Source organism: Streptomyces sp. NPDC020845 (assembly GCF_044334165.1).
In the GTDB taxonomy this organism is placed as follows: domain Bacteria; phylum Actinomycetota; class Actinomycetes; order Streptomycetales; family Streptomycetaceae; genus Streptomyces.
In genome coordinates this window covers 78461-103160 of the sequence record NZ_JBIRSJ010000028.1, presented here as the reverse complement: position 1 = coordinate 103160, position 24700 = coordinate 78461, and the positions used below count along the sequence as shown (strand labels likewise).

The following is a 24700-nucleotide window of genomic DNA, read 5'->3' as shown; positions in this document are numbered from 1 at the left end:
ACCAGACCACCAACCGCGGACCGGCAGATTCCGCCCCACCGCCACACCATCAGGCGACAGCAGATCGACTCAAAGACTCACGAACCGCCCACTAACGGAGTCCTACTAGGGCATCAAGGGCAATCTGCCTACCTCAAACGCCCTCTCAGGCTGGGCGTTCGGTGGTGAGGGTGATGCGGCCGCCTGTCCAGGCTGGTAGGCGCTGGGCGAGTTTCCTTGGGGACGGGCCTCGTACATGGTGCAGGTGCACCACGAGTTTCGTGCCGAACAGCGCCTGAAAGTGGACTCCGAGGCCCCGCCCGGTGCCGGTGAATAGTTCGTTGGCCGGGACGTCGGCCTCCGGTGGTTCGTTGAACCGGTACACGCACAGAGCCTGACGGTCCGGGACCGGTCCGGGGAGGATGGCGACCGCGCGGACCGCCGGCCAGCCCAGTTTGATCACGGGAACGTATCCGTACGCCTGGTGGTACGTGACTCCGCCGGGATGGAAACGGACGGCCGGGTCGTCAGGGCGACTCGGCGTGGGCCCGCCCGTGTACGCGCGGATCGCGGTCAGCAGCGTGCTTCCCGGCCGATAGAACAGCGACTCGTCGCCCACCGCACGGCTCCTTCGCAGGCTCGTCCGTCGACTCTTGCTAGTTTCCCAGTTTCTCCCATTGCTTGACGTGTGTGCAGCTGTCCAGTCCGAAACGCTCGGCAGGAGCTTTGGTCGCCAGTGCTGCCTTCTGAATGATGCCCACGGCCCCCACCCGCCGGAACGCCACACTGCTACACGTTCAGGCGACGACAAACCGTCTATTCACTCACATACCGCCCTCTGACACGGTGCTGCGCTGGCACCGCGACCTGTCCAGGCGCCGTCATGCCGCCTTATCGCGGCCCAAGCGACCCGGTCGACCTCGTACAGCACGGTCCATCCGGATTCTGGTGCTGCGGCTGGCCAGAGAGAACCCAAGCTGGGGCTACAGGCGCCTTCATGGCGAGCTGCTCGTGCTAGGGGTGAAGGTGGCCGCGTCGACTGTCTGGAAGATCCTGAAGGATGCCGGCGTCGATCCGGCGGCCGGCCGGAGCTCCAGCACGTGGGCCGGCTTCCTGCGTTCCCAAGCCGGCGCCCTCCTGGCCTGTGACTTCTTTGAGGCGGTCACCCTGTCCGGCGCGCGGATGTACGTACTCGCGGTGATCGAACACAGCAGTCGCCGCATCCGGGTCCTGGGCGCCACCGCACACCCGACCACATCCCGGGTAACCCAAGCGGCGAAGAACCTGGTCATGGATCTCGAAGACGTCGGCTGCCGGGCACGATTCATGATCCGGGACAGGCACGGGAAGTTCCCCGCCCTGTTCGACGCCGTCCTCAAGGACACGGGGATCGAAATTGTCCTCACCGGAATCCAGATGCCGAGAATGAACTCAATCATGGAAAGGTGGGTGCAGACCTGCAGACACGAACTCCTGGACCGAACCTTGATCTGGAACCAGCGCCACCTCCTCCACGCCCTACGAGAGTTCGAGCAGTTCTACAACTTCCACCGACCGCACCAGGGCATCGCGAACGCCCGACCGCTACACCCACTCCCCACACCAATCAACGATCCCGACAAGCTAAACGACCCCGACATACGACGCCACGACCGCCTTGGCGGCATCCTCCACGAATACAGACATGCCGCGTGACCTGCACGGACAAGATATTCGGCAAGCGCAGGGTCGGCCGCTTCCCGGTGCACGGTCCGGCCGCCGGACATGGGGCGCAGGTCCTGGTAGCGATAGGGCAGGTTCAGCGGATTGCAGACGGCCCGTGTCGTGCCGTCGCGGGAGTCGGATGTCATCGGTTCCTGCTCTCTTCTTCGCTGGGGGAAGTGGAGTCGGAATCGGCCAGCAGCGACAGGAGCCAGTCGCCGTCGATGGCTCCGCCGCTCAGGTTGAGGATCTGGGCCATCGGCATCGACGCCACGATGCTCCCACGGTTCGGTGATCGTGCACGGCCGCTCCGACTCCACCCTCAACCGCAACGGCGTACGCCTGGGCAGCGCCGACATCCACGACGTCGTCGAACGCCTCCCCGAGATCACCGAAGCCCTGGTCATCGGCGCCGAGGAACCCCACGGCGGCTACTGGATGCCGCTGTTCGTGGTCCCCGCCGCCGGAGTGGAACTGGACGACGCCCTGAAGGACAAGATCCGCCACGCCATCCGCACCGGCGCCTCACCCCGTCACGTGCCCGACGAGATCCTCGAAGCGCCGGGCATCCCCCACACCCGTACCGGCAAGAAATTCGAAGTCCCCGTCAAGCGCTTGCTCCAAGGCGCCCCCGCCGACACCAGTCACCGATCGTGGTGGTACCGCAGTTGATCTGGTTCAGCGCGCCGGCGAGGGCGCCGATGAACATGTCGTCGGGGCTGTAGTGCCGGGCGACGCCTCCGTGCAGGTGGGTGAGGTACTGCAACAGGGTCCAGTCGGCGCCCACGCAGCGCAGTCCGGACTGCCAGGTGTGCAGGTGCGCATTGATCAGTCCGGGCATGACGATGCGCCCGGAGAAGTCGATGGTGTCGTCATCGGACCTGTCCAGGTGATCGCCCACGGCGGCGATCCTGTCGTCATCGACCAGGATGTCCACGCGCTCCACGTCCGGTCGGCCGGGCGCCATGCTGATCACCTGTGCGCCGCGCAGCAACGTGCGACTCATTCGACCGACCTCACGCTGGGGAAGGCGTGACTCTTCGCGTACATGTCGCAGCTCCTTGCCAGTGGCGCATTGCCTGCTCGACGGTTCGTCCCGGAGTGCCGACCGCCACATACGCGAAGCCCTGCAGCGGACTGCAGGCCGTCCGGTGAGCTTGTGGTCGATCGGCGGGCCAGCCACAGCTGCACCAGCGGTCCGGACAAGGACCACGACGGTCTGTTCGTCGAGCAGCGGAGTCAACAGCACCTACTGCACCGTGGCCGGACGGTCCACCAGCGTCACCGGCCCCTACCTCGACCAGAACAGCGTGGACATAGCCTCCAAGACCGACGGTGCGACCGCCGACCAATGTCCTGTGACGGTGGCACGCACCAGCTGTGGCGGAAGGCTGCGGTAATCGGCGGCTACGTCACGTTCACCAACGTCAACGGCGGGCTGTGCCTCCAAGTCGCCAGAGCGTCGACGGGCAACGGTGCGGCCCTCAGCCAGGGGAGTCGCAGCACCGGCGCCAACCAGCAGCGGCTCGCCGTCCAAGGGGCGGCAAGCGGCTCTCCAGCAGGAGGAAGGGATCGCAGCGTGCCGAGGTGCACCTCGGCACGCTGCAAAGGGGATCGGACCGCTCAGGCGTCTGCCAGACTGATCGGTATCCTCAGGCGTTGATCAGGCCACCCCCGTCCGCATGGAGGTTCTGCCCCGTGATCCACCGGCTGTCGTCCGACGCGAGAAACACGGTCACCGGAGCGACATCCTCGTAGGGGTCTCCGGCGCGACCGAACGGGTTGTTCACGAAGCTCTTCTCGATGTGTTCGCGTGTCCGCGGTTCCATCCAGTCGAGGCCACCCGAGATGTTGTCCGTCATGCCGTTGGGGCACAGGGTGTTGACGCGAATCCCGTACTGTCCCCATTCCCTCGCGACGACCCGCGACAGCCCTCGGACCGCCTCCTTCGACGCGGCGTACGGGGCGTACAGCGCGTCGCCCATCACGCCCGCTTCCGAGGCGAAGTTGATGATGGACGCGCCGGCTCCGGGCCGATCACGCAAGTAGGGGAAACAGAGCTTCATGAGGTGCCAGTAGGCGTACACGGAGCTGCGCATCTCGACATCGAGATCGTCGATGGTCTTCTCCAGGAACGGCGCCGGGACGGTGATGGTGTGCGCGTTGTTGACGAGCACGTCGATGGTGCCGAACTTATCGACGGTCGCGGACACGAACGCGGACAGCGCGTCGTGGTCCATGATGTCGACTGGCATCGCCAGCACCTCGGCCCCTCGGTCCTCGCAGATCTTCCTGGTCTCGAAGAGCTTGCTCTCGGTCCTCGCGCATATCGCCAGGCTGGCGCCCTCTTCGGCGATCCGGATCGCCTGCTGCTTGCCCAGGCCCGAGGAGGCTCCGGTGAGCATGACGACTTTCCCGTCCAGCTTTCCCATGGGGCTGCTTTCTTCGTATCGAGAGGTGGTCGGCGTCAGAGGCTGATGACGGTCGATCGGGACGCGCGGCCGAACGGCCGTCGAGCGTGGTTCAGGGGCGCATGGTGGTGCCGCCGTCGACGCAGAGGATCTGGCCGGTTGTCCATTGGGCGAGGTCGGACAGGAGGAAGGCCACGGTGGCGCCGACGTCCTCGGGCCGGCCGTGGCGCGGCGCCGGGGTGGTCGCGAGGATCATGTCGCGGAACTCCTCGGGCAGGTTGCGTTCGGTCTGCTCGGTCATGACCAGGCCGGGGGCGACCCCGTTGCAGCGCACGCCGTCCTTGCCGTAGCGGCGGGCGACGTGGCGGGTGAGTGCGCCGATGCCGGCCTTGGTCGCCGAGTAGGCGACCTTGTCGGGCATCCCGGCGTAGACCGCGCCGGACAGGGTGTTGACCACGGATCCACCGCCGCCGGCGACCAGATGGGGCAGCGCGTGTTTGAGCGTGAGCAGGTATCCGGTGAGGTTGACGTCGATCGTGCGCTGCCACGCGCCCAGGTCGATGCCGGTCACGTCGGTGTCCTTGGCGACCTCGTCCTGGTGGATGTTCGCGGCGACGTTGAACAGGCCGTCGATGCGACCGTATGTCTTGATCGCCAGGTCGATCTGGTGCTTGACCTGGCTCTCGTCCGCGATGTCGACGACGGTGGCGATGCCGTCGCCGCCGGCGTCCCGGGCTGCCTGGGCAGTGGTCTCGGCCGACGCCTCGACGACGTCACCGACCACGATCCGGGCGCCCCCGGCGCCGAGGAGCTTCGCGGTGGCGGTGGCGATTCCGCCGGCTCCGGCGAAGACGATGACCTTGTCGTGCAGGCCCTGCATGAATGATCTCCTACGTTCTTGTCGGTGACGGGGCGGCTGCGGGTCGGGCGGACCTCAGGTGATCTTCACGACCGGGCCCGGCGTGATGCCGTTCTCGTTGAAGGAGTCGACGGCCACCCAGTAGTCGTGTCCCGCGTTCAGGCTTCGGAGATCGAGATCGTGCTGCTCGTAGAGCAGCCAGCTGTGGTACAGCTTGTCCGGCGCGATGCCGTAGCGGACGTTGTACCCGTGGGCGTTCTCACAGGGCTCCCAGTCGAGCCTGGCCGTGAGGTCGTCGACGCGCCTGGCTCGCGCGGTGGCGGCCGCGGGTGCCGCTCCGTCGCCGGTGCCGAAGACGCGCAGGCCGCTGATGGAGACGGGGCCGTCGAAGGGCATCCGGCCGGCCGTGACTTTGACGAACCGGGCTCGTCGGGCGTTCTCGAGCACCATGAACGCGTGCGGAGCGTCTTCGCCCGATCCCCGGTTGTCCGAGACCGTGGCCCACTGCTCGCCGTCCCGCGAGATCTCGATGAGGACCTCGGTCGGCTGGAGATCGGGGTAAATCGCCCTCCAGGCCCCGGTGGCTTCGCCACCGTCGGTCCTCTCCGGCGCGTGCGCGGCCAGATCCTGGTCGGCGAGGTTGAGCTGGATCGCCGAGACGGTGCGTTCCTCGCCCAGGTCGATCTGGAGCCACTGTCCGGGCTGGGCCGTTGCGGCGGTCCACCAGGTACGGATGTCCTCGTTGACCGCGAGGTCGGGTTCGTGGCCTTCCGCGAAGGACGACGCGGTCGTCCTCGCGCGGAACGACTGCAGCATCCATCCGGCGAAGGTGCCGGTCCACGGATCGATCCGGCGATCCGGCATGATCATCGGGTAGTCCGCGAAGTTCTGGTTGCAGAAGAGCGCGCCGTCGGCGTCGAACCCGGCGGGGAAGACTCCGACGCGCCGTTCGAACTCGTGGTGCACCGAGATGCGCATGGTCGAGGCGTGCCACCAGTTGCCGTACTCGTCCTGGAAGGTGCTGCCGTGCCCCGCGCCGGTGACGAAGCCGCCGGGCTTCGAGGAGAACGGGCTGTTCGGCGCGTACGCGAACGGCCCGAGCGGCGATGCCGCGGTGTAGTAGCCGTCCGCGTAGGTGTTCCATTCCGTGCCCGGTGCGGAGTACTGCAGGTAGTAGGTGTCCTGGTGACGGGTCATCCAGGCACCTTCGATGAACGGGGCGTCACCGAGGTACTCGGCGATCGCCTTCGCCAGTTCCGTCGTGGGTTCGGTCTTGACGTGGTTCTCCCCGACCTGTTCCCAGCCGTGCTGTTCGGGATCGCCGCTGATGAGCGGGACCGGTTCGCCGATCCTGTCCATGGTCTCCGGGTCGACGCGGACGCCGGTGATGGGTTCCTTGTTGGAGCACCCCCAGTAGAAGTAGACGGCACCGTCGTCGTCCTGGAAGAGGTTCGGATCCCAGAAGGGGAAGCCCGGGTTCACCTGGGTGAAGTCGTCCGACAGGGGGTCCTCGCTGCGGAAGAACGGACTGTCGGTCTGCCGGGACGCCGAGACGTAGAGGGCCCCGTTGATCTCCCGCACGTCGGGGGCGTAGTCGAGCGCGGGAAGTTTCCGGCTGGGTCGGTACTCCCAGGTCAGCAGGTCCGCCGAGTGCCAGAAGCCGGCCGACATCGACGCGAAGAGGTAGAACCGGCCGCGGTACCGGACCACCGACGGGTCGGCCGCTTCCCGGTGCACGGTCCGGCCGCCGGACATGGGGCGCAGGTCCTGGTAGCGATAGGGCAGGTTCAGCGGATTGCAGACGGCCCGTGTCGTGCCGTCGCGGGAGTCGGATGTCATCGGTTCCTGCTTTCTTCTTCGCTGGGGGAAGTGGAGTCGGAATCGGCCAGCAGCGACAGGAGCCAGTCGCCGTCGATGGCTCCGCCGCTCAGGTTGAGGATCTGGGCCATCGGCATCGACGCCACGATGCTCGTCTGGTCGCCGGCGTCGTCGAGTTCCGCTCCGCCCTGCGCCATGAGCGGAGCCATACGAGCCCGAAGCGGGGGGCCCGCGACGGGGTGCGCGAGCCATTCGCCGACGTTCGACTGCAGCGACGGCGGCGGGTGGATGCCGTCACCGTCGAGGTGGACGGTCTGCTCGTGAAGCACGGTGGCGGCGTTCTCGCCGACCTGGACGACGTAGGTGCCGTCTGGCACGACCCATCGGGAGAGGAGGACGTCCCAGTACGCGAAGGCTCGCCGGTCCAGCCGCAGGTGGACCTCCTTCGCCTGTCCGGGCTCGAGGTGTGTCTTGGCGAAGGCCGCGAGCGTGCGCTCCGGGCGCCGCACGGGACCAGCCTGCGTGCAGACGTACACCTGCACCACGTACTTTCCGGCGCGCGTTCCCGTGTTGGTGACTGTGACGGCCACCGATGCTTCGGCCGGCCCTTCGACCTGCACCTGCAGCTCAGTGACGTCGAAATCGGTGTAGCTCAGGCCGTGTCCGAACGGGTAGCGGACCGGGGCACCGACCGTCTCGTAGTAGCGGTACCCGACCATGACGCCCTCGCTGTAGCGGACGTGCCCCTGCTCCCCGGGAAACGACAGATAGGTGGGGGTGTCCTCGATACGGTGGGGGATGGTCTCCGCGAGGCGGCCGGAGGGGTTGGCCGCGCCGAAGAGGAGATCGGCGAGTGCCGCGCCACCACCCTGGCCGAGGAGGAAACCCTCCAGGATCGCGTCGACGTCGTCGTGCCAGTCCTCGAGCGAGACGACCCCTCCGTTCGCGAGCACGACCACGGTCCGCGGGGCGACCGCCGCGATCTCTTTGATGAGCCTCACCTGCGCGGGCGGGAGTTCGAGGCGAATGCGGTCCAGTCCCTCGGTCTCCTCAGCCTCCGGGTTGCCCGCGAACACGACGGCCACTTCGGCGTCGGCCGCTGCGCGCACCGCTGCCTCGCGGAGCGCGTCGCCGTCCTCGTCGCGGATGTCGAAACCCCGCGCGTACGTGAGCGTGGTCCCCCGCGCGGCGGTATGGGCTTCGACGCACTCGAGTGGGACGTCGACACGTGTGGCGTTCACGTGTGAGCTGCCGCCGCCCTGATAGCGAGGTATGGTCGCGAACTCCCCGACCACGAGGACGGACGACACTCGGTCGAGCGGGAGGGTGCCGTGCGCGTTCTTCAGGAGGACCGCGCATTCGGCCGCGAGTTCGCGAGCTAGTTCGTGGTGTGCGTCCAGATCCGGAGCGGTTGTCCGGTCGCCGGCCGCGTCGACGAGTGCGAGCACGCGCTCCGCCGCGCGGTCCACCGTCGATTCCTCGACACGCCCGTCCCGTACGGCCTCGACCAGGGTCTGCGTCGCGTGGTGCCCCGGTCCGGGCATGCACAGGTCCAGACCGGCGTTCAGGGCCACGGGACGTGTGCGCACCGCGCCCCAGTCGGAGATCACCGCGCCGTCGTACCCCCATTCATCGCGCAGGACCTGTGTGAGCAGCCAGTGGTTCTCCGACGCCGGAATACCGTTGATCTTGTTGTAGGAGCACATGACCGTGGCCGGCTCGGCCTCGGTGACGACGCGTTCGAAAGCCGCCAGATGGATCTCCCGCAGCGTACGTTCGTCGACATCGGCGCTGATGACCATGCGCTCGGTCTCCTGGTCGTTGGCCGCGAAGTGCTTCAGCGACGCCCCTACGCCGCCCGCCTGAAGAGCCTTCACGTAGGCGGTGGCCAGCACCCCGGACAGCAGCGGGTCCTCCGAGAAGTACTCGAAGTTGCGTCCGCCAAGGGGGGAGCGCTTGATGTTGACGCCGGGTCCGAGCAGGACATCCACGCCCAGGGCGCGGGCCTCCTCGGCGAGAGCTGTGCCGATCTTCGCGGCCACCTCCTCGCTCCAGCTCGACCCCACCGCGACAGCGGGCGGGAAGCAGGTCGCCGGTTCGCTGTGGTGCAGCCCCAGGTGATCGGTGCCGTGCTTCTGACGCCGGACCCCGTGGGGACCGTCGGAGAGCACGATCGCGTCGACGCCTTCCTCGGGGACGGCCGCGGTGGACCAGAAGCCGCCGCCAGTCAGCAACGATGCCTTCTGTTCGAGCGACAAAACATGCAGGTCGACTTTCGCCATGAAAATTCTTTCTGCGCTGGACCGGGCTGGGCCACGGTGAGAGTTGGTGGGCGGGCCGACCCGCACGTACGTGCGGGTCGGCGAACGGATCCGGCTCGCGGGACTCCGAGGTCGCCGATGACGTCACCGGGACGTCATGGGCGTCCGGACTGTCGAGCCTCGGGCATCCCGGGAGGCCGGCCCGACGAGGCTCGGTCAGGCGGTCGCCGCCTGGCCTACTTCGGCTTCGTCGAGCCGCTTGACCTTCGGTATCAGCAGGATGAGGAGACCGCCCAGCGCGACACAGCCGGCCGCGAACCAGAACCCGTGGGAGAAGCCGGAGTCGCCGTAGAACTGGGTGCCCTTGAGCACTGTGCCGCCCTTGGCCATGACGACGAAGGTGAGCTGGATGACGACCGCCTGAACGACTCCCTGCACCATGCTCTGAGCCCCGTTGGCCAGTGCCTGCTCCTCGGGCGGAACCGTCCCGATGATCATGATGGGCACGATGGAGGCCGTCATACCGGTGCCTATTCCGGCCACGAGACCCACGATGATGATGTCGGATGCCGAGTGGTGCAGTTGGGAGCCGATAGCGAAACCAGTGGCGGCGAAGACCGCGGCGGTGCCCAGCAGGAAGCGAGCGTCGATCCGGCGGGCCAGTACACCGGTCACGACCGCCACCGCTATGATCAGGACGCTCACGGGGCTACTCACCACCGCGCTCTTCGTCGCCGACCAGCCCAGGCCCGCGGACAGACCGGGAATCTTCGGCATGAGGGCCAGCAACTGCGTGACCGTGCCCACTGAGTAGACGGCCGCCGCGACCACCGCCGTGGCGAGCAGGACCGTCCAGACTCTGCGCTGACTGAGCATCGAGAGCGGGAACAGGGGGTTGGCGACACGGCTCTCGAAGACCGCGAACGCGATCACCGCGAGCACGCCCGCGCCGAGGTAGGTGAAGAGCTTGCCGCTGGTCCAGCCCCACTCGGCGCCCTGCCCGATGGCGTAGACCATGGCAGTGAGCCCGCCTCCCAGCAGCGCTCCGCCCAGCCAGTCCATGCGGGCACGCTCCTCGCGGACAGGGCTCTCGGGCACGACGGCGATCAGCAGGATCAGGCTGAACACCGTGGCGATCGCCATGAACCACAGAGCGCCGCGGAAGCCGTAGTCGTCGATGACCCACCCGGACAGGAACGGGCCGCCGAGGCCGACCAGGCCGAGACCGCCGCCCATGAGTCCGCTGGCAGGCCCCACCAGGTGGCGGGGGAACACGTCACGCGCGATGGAGTAGGAGAGCGCCGCGATCGGCACGTACAGCCCAGCGACAGCCCGCCCGACGAGCAGCGTCGCGTAGTTCGGCGCGAGGGCCGCGATGACGTCACCGACGAGCCCGAGCACGGAGATGACGATCATCGTGCGCCTCTTGCCGTACATTCCGGCGGCCTTGACCACGAAGGGCATGACGAACGTCCCGATCAGCACGCCCAACAATCCGAACCAGGCGATCTGCGTGGTGTGGAAGTGAATGGCGATCGCGGACTGCGCGTTGCCGGCCAGCAGGCTGACGATCGGGAGTACCTGCGCGGTCCACACCAGGGCGAGCAGGATGAGTGAGTGCCGGACTCCGAACCGGACTCTTGCCTTCGGTTCCGGGGTGTCCTCGGTGACGGCGAGTTTCTGTGACATGTGCGGCCCTTCAATCAGGTGGTTCGGGAGCTTGCGGAGCCTCCGGGATCGGCGTGCGTGCTGGACTGTGTACGCCGTGGGCGGGCTCACGAAGTCGGGGCGCTGCCGCGCTCAAGCAACTCGATGAGGGGGCCGGGGTCCATGCGGCCTCCGTGCAGGGAGATCTCCATGTATGGCTCCCGACACCTCGCCGGTAGTTCAGGTGTCGCGCGGCGACAGGCCACTGACTGTTAACGCGCGTCAAGACCTAAGCAGAGCCTATTAACGCGCGTCAATAGTGCTGCAGACTGTAGGTGTCGCGCGTCAATAGCGATAGAGTGCGGCGAGGGCCATGAAGAAACGGAGGCAACGGTGATCGCTACCAGTCAGGACGTCGCCGACCGGGCAGGCGTCTCGCGATCCACCGTCAGCCAGATCCTGAACGGCCGCGGAGACCAGTTCGCAGCGGAGACACGGGCGCGCGTACATCAGGCCGTCGCCGAACTCGGCTATGAACCCTCCGCAGCGGGGCGCACGCTGGCCAAGGGGTCGAGCGACATCGTCATCGCGCTCATCCCCGACACGACCTTCGGTGGAAACCTGCAGGACATCTACGGCGCCCTGACCGACGAGTTGTCCCGGCGCGGACTGGCCCTGGTTCTTCAGCTCTCCACGCACACTGCGGCATCACTAGATCGCCTTGTCGTCGGGATGAAGCCACGGGCCATCCTGTCCCTCACCCCGTTCTCCGACGCCGACAGACAGCTGCTCGAGCGTCGAGGTGTCGAGGCGATCGACCCGGAGAGCACGTCACACCCGGACGTCAACTCCGAGATCGGCAGGCTCCAGGCGCGCCACCTGATCAACCGGGGCTACCGGCACCTCGCCTACGCCCACTTGCACGATGCACGCAGCGACACCTTCGGCGGCCCTCGTGAAGGTGAGTTCGCGGACGAGTGCCACACGCGCGGCGTCGACGACCCGCGGATCCTCACACTCGGGATCAACGCCGCGGATGCCGTGGCCGCGCTGGACCAGCTCGGCGATCCGGGCTTCGCCGTCGGCTGCTACAACGATGACGTGGCCACCGCCCTGCTCCATGCCGCGTCGCTCCGCGGATGGCGAGTGCCGCAAGACCTGGCGCTGATCGGCATGGACCACACCCCACTCTCCCGTCTCACCACTCCCCCGCTGACGACCATGGAGTACGACACATCCGCGGTGGCAGAAGCAACCGTCCAGTCGATCCTCTCCCGCCTGGACAAGGACGCGATCAGTGACACGCACACCGAAGTGCGTCTCCGGGTCATCCAAGGCGGGAGCAGCTGATCTCAGGTGGGGCTCTGCCCCGGCCAAGGTGATCGGTGGTGGCTGTAGTGGCGGGCGGCTGACGGCAAGCAGCGGAATTCGCGTAGCCGCAGGGGTCATTGAACTGCAGGGCCCGGCGCCGCGTCCGCCATCGGCGTGCTCGTGCTGGTCCTCATCTCGCTGGGCCAGGTCGGTCGCATCCTCCGGTTGCCCCACGAACGCTGGCTCTTCCTGCACCGTTTCACCGGCCTGCTGCTCCTGTCCGCTCTCGTGCACGGCTGGTTCCTCGACCTCGTCATCAACGGATCCGCGATTCTCCTGGCCCTCTACGTCACCATGGCCACCGTCGGCCTGGCCGCCTACGCCTACGCCTACGCCTACGCCTACGCCTACGCCTACGCCTACGCCTACGCCTACGACGAACTGGTGCTGCGGCGCAGGGAGCCCCAGGCCGACTACACCATCCGCCGTGTCTCGCGGCCCGCCACCGATATCGTCGACCTCAGCGTGGCCGGAGTCCAGCCCGACGGCTCGGTCCGGCTCACCGTCCGCGCGCTCGGCCGCGGCACCCAGAAGCTCTACACGGACGTACGCGAAGGACTGCCCGTCACCCTCAACGGCCCGTACGGCATGTTCGACCACACCCTCGGCGGACCCCGTCAGATCTGGATCGCCGGCGGCATCGGCATCGCCCCGTTCCTCGGCTGGCTCACGCACCCGAGCGGCACGCTCCCCCAAGCCGACCTCTTCTACTGCGCTCCGACCGCCGACACCGCACCGTTCCTCGCGGAGCTGACGGAGGCGGCCGAGTGTCTTCCCGGTCTCCGCCTCCACCCGACGTTCAGCCGCAGCCAGAGCCATCTCACCGCCGACAGGATCCGGACAACGGCCGGCCCGCTCATGCCGGAGACCCACGTTTTTCTCTGCGGCCCCGCGTCCATGGTCGAAGACCTCAGCCGGGACCTCCACCGCCAGGGCATCCCCCGGGACCACGTCCACGCGGAACACTTCGCCTTCCGCTGGCGAGTCACCAGTCGGGCTCCCATGAATGAGGCCCTTCCGGCGCCCGTGTCGAAACCCTTCTTTCAGACGGCGGCCCAGCCATCGTCGACGGGAAGGATGGCGCCGTTGACGAACGAGGCGGCGTCGGAGGCCAGAAAGACGATCGCGGCAGCCTGTTCCTCCGCCGAACCCAGTCGGCCGATGTTTGCTCCGATCAACGGGCCGATGGCGGTGGGGCCGTGGGCTCCCTCACCGGTGTCCACTCGGATGTTGGTCGCGGTGGGACCGGGGGCGACGGCGTTGGCGCGGATGCCTTGTCCCCGATACATGACGGCCAGGTTCTTCACCAGGCCGACGATGCCGTGCTTCGAGGCCGTGTAGGCGGCCCCTGCCGCGCTGCCGCGCAGGCCGGCCTCGGACGCCGTGAAGACGATCGAGCCGCGTCCGGCAGCGAGCATGTGCGGCAATACCGCGCGGGTCAGCAGGAACGGCGCTGTGAGATTGATGCGGATGACCCGCTCCCACTCCGCATCGTCGGTCTCGCCGAGCGCGGACATACGGTCCATGATCCCGGCATTGTTCACCAGGACGTCCACACGCCCGAAGTCGCCGACGGCCCGCTCGACGACTTCGGCCACCACCTGCTGGTCGCTCAGGTCACCGACGACCGCGACGGCGGCTCCCCCTGCTGCACCTATCTCCTCGACTGTCCCCTCGGCACCCGCCCGGTCCAGGTCCGCGACGAGAACCCTCGCACCTTCGTGTGCGAACTTCAGGGCCGTGGTCCTGCCGATTCCGGACGCGGCGCCGGTGACGACGACACCGCGACCTTCAAGATCCGTGTTGATCATGTGATGCACCCTTCTCCGTGTACGTTTTCAACTGCCATACGCTTCCTTCTCCATTGGCCGACAGGAGAAGGGAACCGTCCGGGGCGACGGCAAGGCCCGCGAAGGGGCTCGGCGAACCGGGCATGCCGTGGGTGAACAGCGCGGGTTCGGCCCGGCCACCGGTGTCAGGGGGTGATCCGACCGGCAGGTCCGCAGCATCCACCCTGGCCTCTCCCGTGGTCAGCGAGACGGTCCACAGCCGCCGGTGCTCGACGTCCACCGTGATCAACTCGTCGCCGCGGACTGCCAGTCCCTGCGGTGCACCGAGCCCGTTCGCGACAGCCTCCGTCGTCCCGTCCTCCTTGATCCGGAGCACCGCCCCGAGCCGGTCGTCACTCACATAGCAGCGCCCTTCGGTGTCGAAGGCCACGTCCATGGGGTGGCCGAGCCCTTCGGTGAGCACAGTGACCATGCCGCTGTCGTCGATGGCCACGACCCGGCCGGCGCCCGCCTCTGCGACGACCAGCGATCCGTCGGGCCCCACGGTGATACCGACGGGCTGGTCGAGTCCGGTCGCTCGTTCCCGTGTGGTCCCGTGGTCAGGGTCGTAGGTGTGGACATCGCCGTATTGCGAGGTGAGGTGTACGAAGCCGCCCGCGTTGGCGAGCCCGTGCACGAACGGCGGCAACAGAGTGAGGGAGGTGGTGTCGCCCTCGTCGGAGGGTACCGGGCTCGCCAGCCGATAGTGGTCGCCCACGTACACCGTGCCGCCGAGATCGACCGTCACGCCGAAGGGGCCGTCGAGGCCACGGGGGACGATCTCACGGGTGCGGCCGTCGGGGTGCAATTCGGAGATGCCTCCGCTGGCGTAGCTGGAGACGAACATGCGGTTGTCAGCGTCGAAGGCCGCGTTGTCCAGGCCCACCAGCCCGCTGGTGACGAGTGTGCGGGAGCCGCTGCCGTGCAGGTCGATCCGGGTCACGAAGCCTTCCGCGCCCCGGGACAGGACGTGCAGGACGCCGCCCTGGTCGAAGCGGACCGCGACCGGCTCGTGCACGTCCTCGGCCACCATCTCGGGCACACCTCCGTCCGGCGGTATCCGCCAGACCTGACCAGTCATCATGTGCGGGTAGTACAGCCAGCCGTCCGGGCCGAGCTGCATGGCGTTGCCAAGAGCGAGCCCTTCCGTGAGCACCACGGCTTCACCGCCGTCCGGGAACAGCTCCAGCAGACGACCGCCCGGACGCATCTCGTTGACGAAGAGGCGGTCCCCGACACAGGTGATGCCGTTGGGCACCTTCACCTCGGCCGAGACCAGGGTGTACGCGCCCTGCGGGCTGCGCCGCCACACCCAGCCCGGGACCAGGTCGGCGATGTACATCGACCCGTCCGCGCCGAAGGCGAGATCGTCCGGCGACTGCACCGGGCCGTCCATCGGCACGACGACGTCGACGTCCCCGGTGGCCGGGTCGACGGCGCTGATCTGCCCGGCGAGGAACTGAGCGACGTACAAGCGCCCGTCCGGACCGAACGCGACGCCGTTCGCACCCCACAGCCTGCTGGGCGAGTTGAGCCGCCTCGCCTGCCAACGGATGCTCGTGACAGTCCGATCGCCGGCTCCGTCGAACCGGTTGGGATACGGGGTCCTCACGCCTCCTCCGCTCCCACCAGCACGTCGTCCATGCCGCCGTCCGCACGCCAGCGCCTGAGCAGGCCGTGGAAGGCGACCGGTCCGTCGGCGTACGCCTCGTTCCGCTCCCTGGGCATGCCCTCGTTGTTGTAGTACCCCGGGGTGCACTCGGCCTGGAAGGCGTGCAGGTCGGGTGCGTTTTCCCGGAGGGTGGCCAGCCAGGCGTCCTGCGCCTCGGGGGTCGGTTCGACGTACCGGGCCCGGCGCTTGCGGGCCGCGGCGACGATCTCGGCGACATGCTGGGCCTGTTCGTCGAGGACGTGGACGAAGTTCACGGCGGACGCGTTCTGCAGCGGACCGAGCTGGAAGAGGTTGGGGAAGCCGTGGGTGTAGAAGCCGTGCAGGGTCTTCGGGCCCTTGGCCCAGGCCTCGAAGAGATGGACGCCTCCCCTGCCGTACACCGGGAGCTGTCCGGAGAGGATCCCGGAGACGCCGGTCTCGAAACCTGTCGCGAAGATGACGCAGTCCACCTGGTACTCGGCGTCGCCGACGACCACGGAGGTTTCCGTCATCCGCTCCACGCCGTGGGTGTCAGCCGTGTCGACGAGGGTGACGTTGGGCCGGTTGAAGGTCTGGAGGTAGCTGTCGCTGAACGTCGGCCGCTTGCACATGTAGCGGTACCAGGGCTTCAGCTTCTCGGCTTTCTCCGGGTCCTCGACGACCGCCTCCACACGAGCGCGGATCTCGTTCATCTTCTGGAAGTCGGCGATCTCGTAGGCCCGTTCGCGTTCCTCGGCCGGAACGTCCGCGTAGGCGTTGGTGGGGATGAGCTTCTCCTGGAGCCGGGCGCTGCTGGTCCAGGAGTCGTTCACGAGGTCCTGGTCGGCGCGAACGCCAGTGACCACCTTGAGGAAGTTGTCCATGCGGTGCCGCTGCCAGCCCGGTCCGAGGGAGTTGGCCCACTCCGGGTCGGTGGGTCGGTTGTCGCGTACGTCGACGGAGGAGGGCGTGCGCTGGAACACGTACAGGTGCCCGGCGTCGGCGCCGAGGTGGGGCACGACCTGGATGGCCGTGGCGCCGGTGCCGATGAGGGCCACGCGCTTGTCGGCGAGCTTGTGCAGTCCGCCGTTCGCGTCGCCGCCGGTATAGGCGTAGTCCCAGCGGCTGGTGTGGAACGTGTGGCCCTTGAAGGTCTCGATTCCGGGGATGCCGGGGAGTTTCGCCTGGCTGAGGGTTCCGGTGGAGACGACCACGTAGCGGGCTCGGATGCGGTCGCCGCGGTCGGTGGCGACGATCCACTCCGACTCGGCCTCGTCCCAGCGCAGTTCGCTCACGCTGGTCTGGAAGCAGGTGTCCTTGTAGAGATCGAAGTGACGCCCGATGGCCCGCGCGTGCTGCCTGATCTCCTCACCTGGCGCGTAGCGCCACTTCGGGACGTAGCCGACCTCTTCCAGCAGGGGCATGTAGACGTACGACTCGATGTCGCAGTGGATGCCCGGGTAGCGGTTCCAGTACCAGGTGCCGCCGAAGTCGCCGCCCTTGTCGATCACCCGGATCGACTCCACGCCGGCCTGCCGCAGCCGGGCCGCGGCGAGCAGACCGCCGAAGCCACCGCCGACGATGAGCGTCTCGACGCGGTCGTGCAGGGGTTCGCGGGTGAACTGCGGGTCGGCGTGGGGGTCTTCGGCGTAGTAGCCGAACTCGCCGCCGACGCCCCGGTACTGGGCGTTGCCGTCGGGGCGGACGCGGCGGTCGCGTTCGGCGCGGTAGCGGGCGCGCAGGGCCTCGAGGTCGAGCCCGAGACCGTGCGGGATGGAGGAGGTGTGGGGGGCGGACATCGGTGTCCTGTTTCCTCTCTGTGTTCCATCGGGGGTGTGCGGACTGCCTCGTAGGCGCCCCGGACATCTACGACGGCATCGTCGGAGTCATCGGCTCGCTCGGCCGGGTCCCTGATCCGGCTGTCGGCCCGCGTCGGGGCGGACGGGATGCGCTCATCCGGCCGCCCATCTGCGAGGACCGGCTGTCGTGAGCGCGCCCCCCCCTCAGGCCCCGGCCTCCAAGGCACCGCCCTTGCGGGCGACGCTGCCGAGCCAGGCCAGGCTCGGCTTGGGGGTGCGCTCGAACGTCTCACGGTCGACGGCGATGAGACCGAACGTCGGCGCCCACCGTCCCCATTCGAAGTTGTCGAGCGCGGACCAGTGCAGGTACCCCCGGACGTCGACCCCCTCGGCGACCGCGTCGTACAGGTGCCCCAGCGCCTCCGTCGTGTAGGCGATCCGGCGTGTGTCGTCGGCGGTGGCGATGCCGTTCTCCGTGACGAGCAGGGGGATCCCCTCCGTGGCCTCCCAGGCATGTCGCAGAGCGATGCCGAGGGCGTCCGGTCGGTACGCCCAACCGGTGAGGGTGTTGTCGGGGCTCTCGGGAGCGGGAACGATGCCGTCCCTGCTCACCAACTGGCTGGTGTACGACTGCACGCCGAGGAAGTCGTCCCCGCGGGCCCCGTGGTGGTAGAGGTCCTCCCAGGCCCACCGCAGTTCGGCGTACACCTCCTCGCTGCCGGTCATGGGAACGAGGGCCTGTTGCGCCACCGTCCAGCCGACCTTCGACGACGTGTGCTCGCGCACGACGGCCACAGCGGCCCGGTGCGCTCGCACGAGGGTCTCGCCAATGGCTGGGTCGGGGGTGGGCATCCGGACGTCCGCGCCGAGGTTCAGGTCCGCACCCTCCGCCACCGCCGCGGCCATGCCGCTCATCATGGCCAGGATGTTCGGCTCGTTGATGGTGCAGACCCAGGTCACGTCATGGAGGATCGCACAGGCACGCTCGACGTACCGGGTGAAGCGGTCCACGGCGGTCGGGCTCGTCCATCCGCCCTCGTCGGTGAACCAGCGGGGATTGGTGAAGTGATGCAGGGTCACGACCGGTTCGAGGCCGAGGCCGCGCGCGGTGTCGATCATGCGTCGGTAGTGGGCGAGCTCGGCCCTCGAGAACTCTCCGGGTTCCGGCTCGATGCGCGCCCACTCGATGCCGAACCGGTAGGCGTTCAGGCCGGCGTCGGCCAGCAGTCGCATGTCCTCCCCGTAGCGGTGGTAACTGTCGCAGGCGTCGCCGCTCAGCTCCAGGTGACTTGCGTTCTGGTGCTCCGAGTGCCACCAGTCGCTGTTGAGGTTGTTGCCCTCGATCTGGTGCGGCGAAGTCGACGCACCCCACAGGAAGTCGGCGCGAAGGGCGGGATTGCGGCTCATCGGGTGTCTCCAGGATCTCGGTCCGGCCGTCGGCGCACGCGGGACGCCGGGGGGCGTTCAGGTATGGGCAGGCCGGGATGGACGCGACGGGCGGGGTTGCCGCATGAGCATGAACGGGACGGGGAACCCCACGATCACAGAAACGTCGTCAAGCCGGAAATCTATCACTCAAAAAACTTCAGAGCCAGCCTGCGCGCCAGAAGTGCACGGGTACCGCTCAGGTAGCGCTGCCGTGGGCGGCACGGTCCTGGTGGACACCGGCTCTGGTCAGTCGGCCTGCCCGGCCTCGGGCACCGAATCGACCGAAGGCAACAGCATCCGCGTGAACGTCTCGGCGATCGCGGCGATGTCCACCGTTGGCTCGTGCATCCACTGGACCTGGAGGCCGTCCAGCACCGCCAGCAGGGTCCCGGCCAGGTGGTCGGCCGGTAGGTCGGCCCGGACCACGCCGTTTTCCTGCTGCTCCTGAACGTACTCGGTGATCTCGGCCGCGAGGCTCCGGTAGCGCTCGGTGAAGTAGCTGTGCGCCGGGCTTTCCGGATCCGTGGCCGCCGCCGAGAGCGTGACTTACAGCTTGGCCAGGCCGGGATGGTCGGTGGTATGGCGCGTACTCGCCACCATGCCGTCGACCATGGTCTGGCCTTCCCCTGCGGCGCCGGCGAAGGCCTTGCCGACCACGTCCCTCCGTTCCAGCACCGCGAGAAGCAGGTCGTCGCGCGTGGGGAAGTAGTTAGGTCAGCGCCGGCTGCGTCACCCCGACCCGGTCGGCGATGTCCTGCAGTGAGGCCCGTTCTCCGTGCTCGTCGATGGCCTCGTAGGCGGCCTGGAGGATCTGCTCCCGGCGCTCCGCGCTCTTGCGGTACGGGCCTCGTGGCTTCCGCTGGTTCGTCACTCGACAGACCGTACTTCACCGTGTTCGTCAGCGAGTCGGCGTATGGCCCGCACTGTTGTATCTCGACGTCGACCGTCGCTCGCCAGCGGCCTGAAAGGCACAGCAGGGCGGACGCGCTCGCCGATGTCGGAGGCGCGGTTGCCGACGTCCGACAGCAGTGTGAACCGGTCATCAGCGCACGTGCCGCTGAGCCGGGTGACCTTCGTTCCGGCGTCGCGGCGAGACCGGACGCCAGAGGCCGTCGGGCTTTCACCCAACCGTGGTCATGTCGGTCTGTTTCGTCGGCAGGTGATCCCATCGTCAGGGCCAGACCGTGAAGCCCTCGTGCCGGACCTGCCATGTGCCGTCGCGTGGGAAGCCCGGACAGTCGGTGCCGGCGGCCCCGGTGGCGTCCCAGCCGGCCGCCATGAGGGACACGGCGGCGAGCAGGCCGCCGTTGGCCGCGTTGTAGAGCGGCAGGGGGCTGCCGAACTGAGGGTTGTGGCCGACCGGTGAGTACGTGTTCTTCGGAGTGTCCATGAGCAGGGCGTCCACGGCGAGGTCCGGACGGCCGACGCGGGTGGCGGTCATCGCCATGGCCGGGAAGTCCCAGCCCCAGGCGGATTCCCACTGCCAGTCGCCGAGGACATCGAGGAGCGTCGCCTCCATCACGCCCGCGTCGATGAGCGGGCCGTCGGGGACGACACCGAGGGCGCACAGCATCGAGGGGTGGTCGTCGCGGCGGAGACAGGGCTCGGTCGCGATCGCCGTGTACGTCCCACGCTGCGGATCCCGGTGCGGCGCGGCCAGGTTGTCCTGGACCTGCTGCCACCGCTTGTCACGCTCCAGGCCGAGGCGTTCGCGCCAGGACTGGGCGATCTCCAGTCCGTACCACCAGTAGGCGAGTTCGAAGGTGGGGTCCTCGGTGGTCCTCGCGTCGTAGAACTCCTGCGCGGGCATCACGGGAGCGGGCAGGTGGTAGGTGCCGGAGCGCTCCTCGACGAAGGAGGCCATGAACCGGGCCGTCTCCTCGACGAGTTCGGCGAAGCGGGTGACCAGCTGCGTTCGCCGGCCCTCCTGGCCGCTGCGGTAGAGCAGTTCGAGCAGGTAGAGGGGGTGGGGCTGCTGCCAGACGAGCAGTGCGCCGATGTCCGACGGGCTCTCCCGTCCGTCCGGGCCGACGTGTTTGGGCCAGCGGGCGCCCTCGTAGCTCTGCCGCCGGGCGGTGTCGCGCGCGGAGTCGAGGATGGACAGGTACCAGTCCATGCTGCGGGCGAGCAGTTCAGGGCGGCCCCAGGCAGCGAAGTGGGCGGCGTGCCACCAGTGCATCTCCAGGTGGAACTTGCCCTGCCAGGAGTTGGCGACGAGTCCCGACTCCTGGGGCGGGAGAGAGCCGGCGTTGTTCACGGCGGTCTGGTACTGCGACAGGACGACGCGGCGCTCCAGCTCGGCCGCGCGCGGGTCTGTGCTGCCCGCGAAGTCGATGGCGGCACCCGAGGTCCAGAAGTCGCGCCACCATGCCGTTGCCGCCCCGGCCACAGAGGCGAACGTGTCGCCACCCGGTTCCTCGTCCGGAGCGAAGCCGACCACGAGTTCCAGCGTGGTCGCCGAACCGGTCAGCTCGAACTCGTGCGGCTGCCCGGTCGCGGACAGCGCGCCCTCCGTCCAGTCCAGCCTTACCGCGTAGGTCGTGTCATCGAGTACCCGCCGGATCCGGGCCGCGCCTTCGCCCAAGTGCTCCGGTGTCGACTCGTGCCGGTCGGGCGAGGCCCAGTCGGAGGTCTGGAAGAAGCCGTCACTGGCATAGGGGAACCGCAGGACGATCCCCGCGAGGCCGCTCGCCAACAGCTCCGACTCGATGCGGAAGGCGACCCGTGCATGGTGCGGGTGGGCGACCGTGGTGACCCGCACCTCCTGACCGGCGTACTCGAAGCTGCTGCTGATGGTGCCCGACCAGAGGTCGAGTCGCTGGTGAGTGTTCGTGAGCGCATCGGGGTCTTCCTCCGGCTCGGCGTCGAGTGCGGGACGCAGGCGCAGTCCGACGCGTCCGAGGTCGATGCGGTGCGGGTTCATGTGCAGCCAGGCACCGGCGCGGAACTCCTCCGCGATCTCGCCCCCCATCATCGAGGCGATGTCGAACTTGTCCGGGTACTGCACCGGGCCACGTGCCGTCTGATAGGTCGACATCGCGTCCTCCAGAACGAACCCGTCGGGATTAGGCATGGAGTGCCATCCCCAGTTCGACATGGTCGCGTTGTGGACGGCGAGACGCTGCTCGGCCAGGGCCGCGGACTGGTCGTGGTAGGCGACGAAGGTCTGCATGCCGGTGATGTCGGCGGTGTAGGCGAAGTCGCCGTTGCCGACGGTCAGGACGTGGGAGGGATCGGGTCGGGTGATCTCGATGGTGTGCCGGCGCACGAGGGATTCTCGGTCGATCATGGTCACTGTTCCTGGTGGTGGCTACGGCTGCTGTTCGGCCGTGACGACGACGTCCACCGGGTCGCATCCCGGCGCGGTCGCGGTGAGTCGGATCTCTCCCACGGCGGTGGGTCGCAGGACGGCCAGCGCGCGCCCCTCGTACGTACGGCGTTCCGTGGCGTCGAACCGCTCCTCGGTCGACGGATCGGCGCTGCCGAAGCCGATCAGCTCCCCGGCCCCGGACACCTCGACGCTGACCAGGCGGTCGGCGCCGGTGTGGCAGGTGCCGTTCGGGTCGGTGAGGGTGAGGGGCACGTAGGCCAGGTCGCCGCCCGTCGCGCGGATGACCTGGCGATCGGCTTCGGCGGTCAGCCGTACGGGCCCGTTGGCCCACTGCAGGCTGGTGCGGCCGGTCTCGACGCCGTCCCGGTAGGCGACGGCGACCAGTTCCCCGGGAACGTAGACGATCTCGAACTCGGTGCGGAAACGGTGCTGCGCGCCCACCGGTCGCCGCCCGAAGGAGTTGCCGTTGCCGAGGAGTTCTACCTCGTCGGCGTCGCTGTAGACCTCGACCGTGATCGGCTTGCCCTCGAAGCCGGGCCAGGTCCAGCTGGAGACGGTGTCGCTCCACGCCCACGGCGACCCCGCCCAGGTCTTGCCGTGGTGCTCAGGCCTCCTCACCGCGATGTACGGCTCGGCGCGCAGACCGAAGACGATCTCACGGTAGTAGGAAGCGGGCCTGCGATGGCCGGTGATGTCGATGTCGCCGCACCCCGCCACGAGGTGCGGGTACGGCGCGTTGTGCGCTTGCCGTGGCCCGTCCTCGGTGAGGTACTGGGGGCGGCCGATGCCGACCTCGCCCAGGTAGTCCCATCCGGTCCAGGTGAAGTCGCCGATGACGTGTCCGTACTCCTCCACCAGGTGCCAGTTGCCGGCGATGCGGGTGGGGAAGGTCTCGGTGCCGAGGATGATCCGGTTCGGGAACAGGTCGCGGTCGAGGGCGTAGCGTGCCTCGGCATAGTTCATGCCGGCCACGTCGAGGACCGCGAAGGACTCGGCCGTGCGCTCGCTGACCAGGTCCGAGGAGCTGATGGCGTTCATCGCGTCGCCCGCGTCCGCCATGAGGGTGTTGATGCCGGCGCCGTCCTGCGTGGCCTGCGCCAGCGCCTGCTGCTGGAAGGTGCCCAGCTCGGACATCACGGCGAGCATGCCGTTGACGGCGTTGGTGACATAGCGCGTGGCGTCCAGGGAGCGGACCTTCTCGGCGAGTCTGCGTCCCCACACGGCCCCGAAGGGTGAGCCGGTCTCGGGGATCTCGTTGCCGATCGAGTACATGATGACGCTGGGGTGGTTGACGTCCTTGGCGACCATCGCCTCGATGTCGCGCTCCCACCACTCCGGGAAGTTCAGGCTGTAGTCGAACTCGCTCTTGCCGGACGTCCACACGTCGAACGCCTCGTCCACGACGAGCATGCCCAGGCGGTCGCAGGCGTCCAGCATCGGCCTGCTCATCGGCTGGTGGGAGATGCGGATCGCGTTGAACCCGGCCCCCTTGAGGATCTCGACCCGCCGTTCCTCGGCCCTGGCGTAGGTCGCGGCCCCGAGGACGCCATTGTCGTGGTGGACGCAGGCGCCGCGCAGCTTCACGGTCTCGCCGTTGAGCTGCAGGCCTCGCTGCGGGTCGAGGCGCAGCGAGCGGATACCGAAGGTGACCGTCTCCTCGTCCACGCCCACCAAGGCCACGTGGCAGTCGTAGAGGGTCGGCGTCTCGGGGCTCCACAGGGCCGGGAAGGGCATGTAGAGGCGCTGCCGGACCGTCGCCGGCTCGCCGGGCGGCACCGTCGCCTTGGACACGTCGGTCGCGACGACCGCCCCTGACGCGTCCCGAATCTCCGTGACGACGTCGACCGTACACACCTCGATCGAGTCGTTCGCCACGTCGGTCGCGACCTCGACCACGGCGCGCGAGTCGTCGATGTCGGGGGTGGTGACCCTGACGCCGTCGGGTGCGATGCGGACCACGTCGCCGACGAGCAGCCAGGTGTCGCGGTAGATGCCCGCGCCCGTGTACCAGCGCGAGTCCCGGTGGGCACGGGCCTCGACACGGATCTCGTTGTCCTCGCCGAACCGCAGGAAACGATCGGCGTCGATGCGGAAGTGGGAGTAGCCGTAGGGCCGTTGGCCGGCATAGGCGCCGTTGATGTGGACGGTCGCGTCGCGGTAGACGCCCTCGAACTCGACGAAGAGCCGCTTGCCCCGGTACTCCCCCGGGACGGTGAAGGTCTTGCGGTACTCGAAGACGCCACCGGGGAAGTACGCGCCCGCGGCGCCCTCCATCGTGACCTCGCCGTCCGGAGCCGTGCGGTGCTGCTCGATCATCGCGTCGTGCGGCAGGGTCACCGGCCGGAACGGAACCACGTGACCGGACAGTTCGGCGAACGGGTTGACCTTGGGTCGGACCTGCCAGCCGTCGTTGAAGGACGTGCGGATCATGTGGACTCCCGGGCTACATGAGTGGTCGACTCCCAGCCGACCGAGGGCGCGCGCGGCCCCGCAGGACGCGATACACCTCGGCGAGCTCACCTTGAGTGACCGCGTTGATTCGGCATCGAAAATCTATCATTCAAAAAACTTGACGGCCAGGACGAGCGCTCACCGCCGGCCGCCGCACTCCGCCCCGGAGCCGAGCACCATGGATC

General features: G+C 68.3%; 19 protein-coding genes and 2 pseudogenes. 5 read left to right on the top strand and 16 right to left on the bottom strand.

Features of this window, described 5'->3' with window-relative positions; translation table 11 throughout:
- Positions 1 to 145: 145 nt before the first annotated feature.
- Positions 146 to 598 carry a hypothetical protein gene (locus ACH4U7_RS48795; protein WP_398534195.1) on the bottom strand — a complete coding sequence of 151 codons (453 nt, stop codon included), beginning with the start codon at positions 596 to 598 and terminating at the stop codon, positions 146 to 148.
- A 131-nt stretch (positions 599 to 729) separates the two neighbouring features.
- Between ACH4U7_RS48795 and ACH4U7_RS48790 the strand changes: the two genes are divergently transcribed.
- On the top strand, positions 730 to 1674 hold the full coding sequence (locus ACH4U7_RS48790) for an integrase core domain-containing protein (RefSeq protein WP_398534194.1): 945 nt from the start codon (positions 730 to 732) through the stop codon (positions 1672 to 1674).
- Positions 1675 to 1962: 288 nt separating this feature from the next.
- A pseudogene (locus ACH4U7_RS48785) lies at positions 1963 to 2319 on the top strand (acetoacetate--CoA ligase); the annotation flags it as partial.
- Here ACH4U7_RS48785 and ACH4U7_RS48780 read toward each other — a convergent pair.
- Positions 2288 to 2686 carry a hypothetical protein gene (locus tag ACH4U7_RS48780; RefSeq protein WP_398534193.1) on the bottom strand — a complete coding sequence of 133 codons (399 nt, stop codon included), beginning with the start codon at positions 2684 to 2686 and terminating at the stop codon, positions 2288 to 2290. The pseudogene ACH4U7_RS48785 and the gene ACH4U7_RS48780 sit on opposite strands and share 32 nt — an antisense overlap.
- A 42-nt stretch (positions 2687 to 2728) precedes the next feature.
- Between ACH4U7_RS48780 and ACH4U7_RS48775 the strand changes: the two genes are divergently transcribed.
- Positions 2729 to 3343 (top strand): RICIN domain-containing protein, encoded by a 615-nt coding sequence (locus ACH4U7_RS48775; protein ID WP_398534192.1) that lies wholly within the window; start codon positions 2729 to 2731, stop codon positions 3341 to 3343.
- Here the strand turns inward: ACH4U7_RS48775 and ACH4U7_RS48770 are convergent.
- The 5 genes from ACH4U7_RS48770 to ACH4U7_RS48750 all read right to left on the bottom strand — a co-directional run bounded on the left by ACH4U7_RS48770 (position 3333) and on the right by ACH4U7_RS48750 (position 10718).
- The gene (locus ACH4U7_RS48770) at positions 3333 to 4112 is read right to left on the bottom strand and encodes an SDR family NAD(P)-dependent oxidoreductase (protein WP_398534191.1); all 780 of its coding nucleotides are present in this window, start codon (positions 4110 to 4112) and stop codon (positions 3333 to 3335) included. The genes ACH4U7_RS48775 and ACH4U7_RS48770 overlap by 11 nt on opposite strands.
- A 91-nt stretch (positions 4113 to 4203) precedes the next feature.
- A complete protein-coding gene (locus ACH4U7_RS48765; RefSeq protein ID WP_398534190.1) occupies positions 4204 to 4971 on the bottom strand; it encodes an SDR family NAD(P)-dependent oxidoreductase in 768 nt (255 codons plus the stop codon).
- Positions 4972 to 5025: 54 nt separating this feature from the next.
- A complete protein-coding gene (locus ACH4U7_RS48760; protein ID WP_398534189.1) occupies positions 5026 to 6789 on the bottom strand; it encodes a family 43 glycosylhydrolase in 1764 nt (587 codons plus the stop codon).
- Positions 6786 to 9050: a beta-glucosidase gene (locus ACH4U7_RS48755; protein ID WP_398534188.1), complete on the bottom strand. Its 2265-nt coding sequence runs from the start codon at positions 9048 to 9050 to the stop codon at positions 6786 to 6788. Before ACH4U7_RS48755 ends, ACH4U7_RS48760 begins: the two co-directional genes overlap by 4 nt.
- A gap of 195 nt (positions 9051 to 9245) precedes the next feature.
- Positions 9246 to 10718: an MFS transporter gene (locus tag ACH4U7_RS48750; RefSeq protein ID WP_398534187.1), complete on the bottom strand. Its 1473-nt coding sequence runs from the start codon at positions 10716 to 10718 to the stop codon at positions 9246 to 9248.
- 351 nt (positions 10719 to 11069) lie between these two features.
- Between ACH4U7_RS48750 and ACH4U7_RS48745 the strand changes: the two genes are divergently transcribed.
- Together ACH4U7_RS48745 and ACH4U7_RS48740 are read left to right on the top strand one after the other, a co-directional pair.
- Positions 11070 to 12026 (top strand): LacI family DNA-binding transcriptional regulator, encoded by a 957-nt coding sequence (locus tag ACH4U7_RS48745; protein WP_398534186.1) that lies wholly within the window; start codon positions 11070 to 11072, stop codon positions 12024 to 12026.
- A gap of 315 nt (positions 12027 to 12341) precedes the next feature.
- Positions 12342 to 12947: pseudogene (locus ACH4U7_RS48740) on the top strand (hypothetical protein); the annotation flags it as partial.
- Between the two features lie 143 nt (positions 12948 to 13090).
- Here the strand turns inward: ACH4U7_RS48740 and ACH4U7_RS48735 are convergent.
- The 9 genes from ACH4U7_RS48735 to ACH4U7_RS48695 all read right to left on the bottom strand — a co-directional run bounded on the left by ACH4U7_RS48735 (position 13091) and on the right by ACH4U7_RS48695 (position 24494).
- Positions 13091 to 13858: an SDR family NAD(P)-dependent oxidoreductase gene (locus tag ACH4U7_RS48735; protein ID WP_398534185.1), complete on the bottom strand. Its 768-nt coding sequence runs from the start codon at positions 13856 to 13858 to the stop codon at positions 13091 to 13093.
- Positions 13839 to 15488, bottom strand: a complete 1650-nt coding sequence (locus ACH4U7_RS48730) for an SMP-30/gluconolactonase/LRE family protein (RefSeq protein ID WP_398534184.1) — start codon at positions 15486 to 15488, stop codon at positions 13839 to 13841. The genes ACH4U7_RS48735 and ACH4U7_RS48730 overlap by 20 nt, the downstream gene beginning before the upstream one ends.
- The gene (locus ACH4U7_RS48725; RefSeq protein WP_398534183.1) at positions 15485 to 17305 is read right to left on the bottom strand and encodes a flavin-containing monooxygenase; all 1821 of its coding nucleotides are present in this window, start codon (positions 17303 to 17305) and stop codon (positions 15485 to 15487) included. Before ACH4U7_RS48725 ends, ACH4U7_RS48730 begins: the two co-directional genes overlap by 4 nt.
- 204 nt (positions 17306 to 17509) lie before the next feature.
- Entirely contained in the window at positions 17510 to 18712 is a 1203-nt protein-coding gene (locus tag ACH4U7_RS48720; protein WP_398534182.1) for a glycoside hydrolase family 1 protein, read from the bottom strand.
- A 267-nt stretch (positions 18713 to 18979) separates the two neighbouring features.
- Positions 18980 to 19195, bottom strand: coding sequence for a hypothetical protein (locus ACH4U7_RS48715; protein WP_398534197.1), 216 nt, complete (start codon positions 19193 to 19195; stop codon positions 18980 to 18982).
- Between the two features lie 84 nt (positions 19196 to 19279).
- A complete protein-coding gene (locus tag ACH4U7_RS48710) occupies positions 19280 to 19408 on the bottom strand; it encodes a hypothetical protein (RefSeq protein WP_398534181.1) in 129 nt (42 codons plus the stop codon).
- Positions 19409 to 19442: 34 nt separating this feature from the next.
- On the bottom strand, positions 19443 to 19604 hold the full coding sequence (locus tag ACH4U7_RS48705) for a TetR/AcrR family transcriptional regulator (protein WP_398534180.1): 162 nt from the start codon (positions 19602 to 19604) through the stop codon (positions 19443 to 19445).
- 300 nt (positions 19605 to 19904) lie between these two features.
- Positions 19905 to 22022: a hypothetical protein gene (locus ACH4U7_RS48700; RefSeq protein WP_398534179.1), complete on the bottom strand. Its 2118-nt coding sequence runs from the start codon at positions 22020 to 22022 to the stop codon at positions 19905 to 19907.
- Between the two features lie 21 nt (positions 22023 to 22043).
- Positions 22044 to 24494, bottom strand: coding sequence for a glycoside hydrolase family 2 TIM barrel-domain containing protein (locus tag ACH4U7_RS48695; protein ID WP_398534178.1), 2451 nt, complete (start codon positions 24492 to 24494; stop codon positions 22044 to 22046).
- Positions 24495 to 24700: the final 206 nt, after the last annotated feature.

What these genes read in the sequence shown, in the direction of transcription:
- ACH4U7_RS48790 (WP_398534194.1), top strand. Translation starts at nt 730, where the DNA reads ATGATGCCCACGGCCCCCACCCGCCGGAACGCCACACTGCTACACGTT.
- ACH4U7_RS48780 (WP_398534193.1), bottom strand. Translation starts at nt 2,686, where the DNA reads ATGAGTCGCACGTTGCTGCGCGGCGCACAGGTGATCAGCATGGCGCCC.
- ACH4U7_RS48775 (WP_398534192.1), top strand. Translation starts at nt 2,729, where the DNA reads ATGTCGCAGCTCCTTGCCAGTGGCGCATTGCCTGCTCGACGGTTCGTC.
- ACH4U7_RS48770 (WP_398534191.1), bottom strand. Translation starts at nt 4,112, where the DNA reads ATGGGAAAGCTGGACGGGAAAGTCGTCATGCTCACCGGAGCCTCCTCG.
- ACH4U7_RS48765 (WP_398534190.1), bottom strand. Translation starts at nt 4,971, where the DNA reads ATGCAGGGCCTGCACGACAAGGTCATCGTCTTCGCCGGAGCCGGCGGA.
- ACH4U7_RS48760 (WP_398534189.1), bottom strand. Translation starts at nt 6,789, where the DNA reads ATGACATCCGACTCCCGCGACGGCACGACACGGGCCGTCTGCAATCCG.
- ACH4U7_RS48755 (WP_398534188.1), bottom strand. Translation starts at nt 9,050, where the DNA reads ATGGCGAAAGTCGACCTGCATGTTTTGTCGCTCGAACAGAAGGCATCG.
- ACH4U7_RS48750 (WP_398534187.1), bottom strand. Translation starts at nt 10,718, where the DNA reads ATGTCACAGAAACTCGCCGTCACCGAGGACACCCCGGAACCGAAGGCA.
- ACH4U7_RS48735 (WP_398534185.1), bottom strand. Translation starts at nt 13,858, where the DNA reads ATGATCAACACGGATCTTGAAGGTCGCGGTGTCGTCGTCACCGGCGCC.
- ACH4U7_RS48725 (WP_398534183.1), bottom strand. Translation starts at nt 17,305, where the DNA reads ATGTCCGCCCCCCACACCTCCTCCATCCCGCACGGTCTCGGGCTCGAC.
- ACH4U7_RS48720 (WP_398534182.1), bottom strand. Translation starts at nt 18,712, where the DNA reads ATGAGCCGCAATCCCGCCCTTCGCGCCGACTTCCTGTGGGGTGCGTCG.
- ACH4U7_RS48700 (WP_398534179.1), bottom strand. Translation starts at nt 22,022, where the DNA reads ATGATCGACCGAGAATCCCTCGTGCGCCGGCACACCATCGAGATCACC.
- ACH4U7_RS48695 (WP_398534178.1), bottom strand. Translation starts at nt 24,494, where the DNA reads ATGATCCGCACGTCCTTCAACGACGGCTGGCAGGTCCGACCCAAGGTC.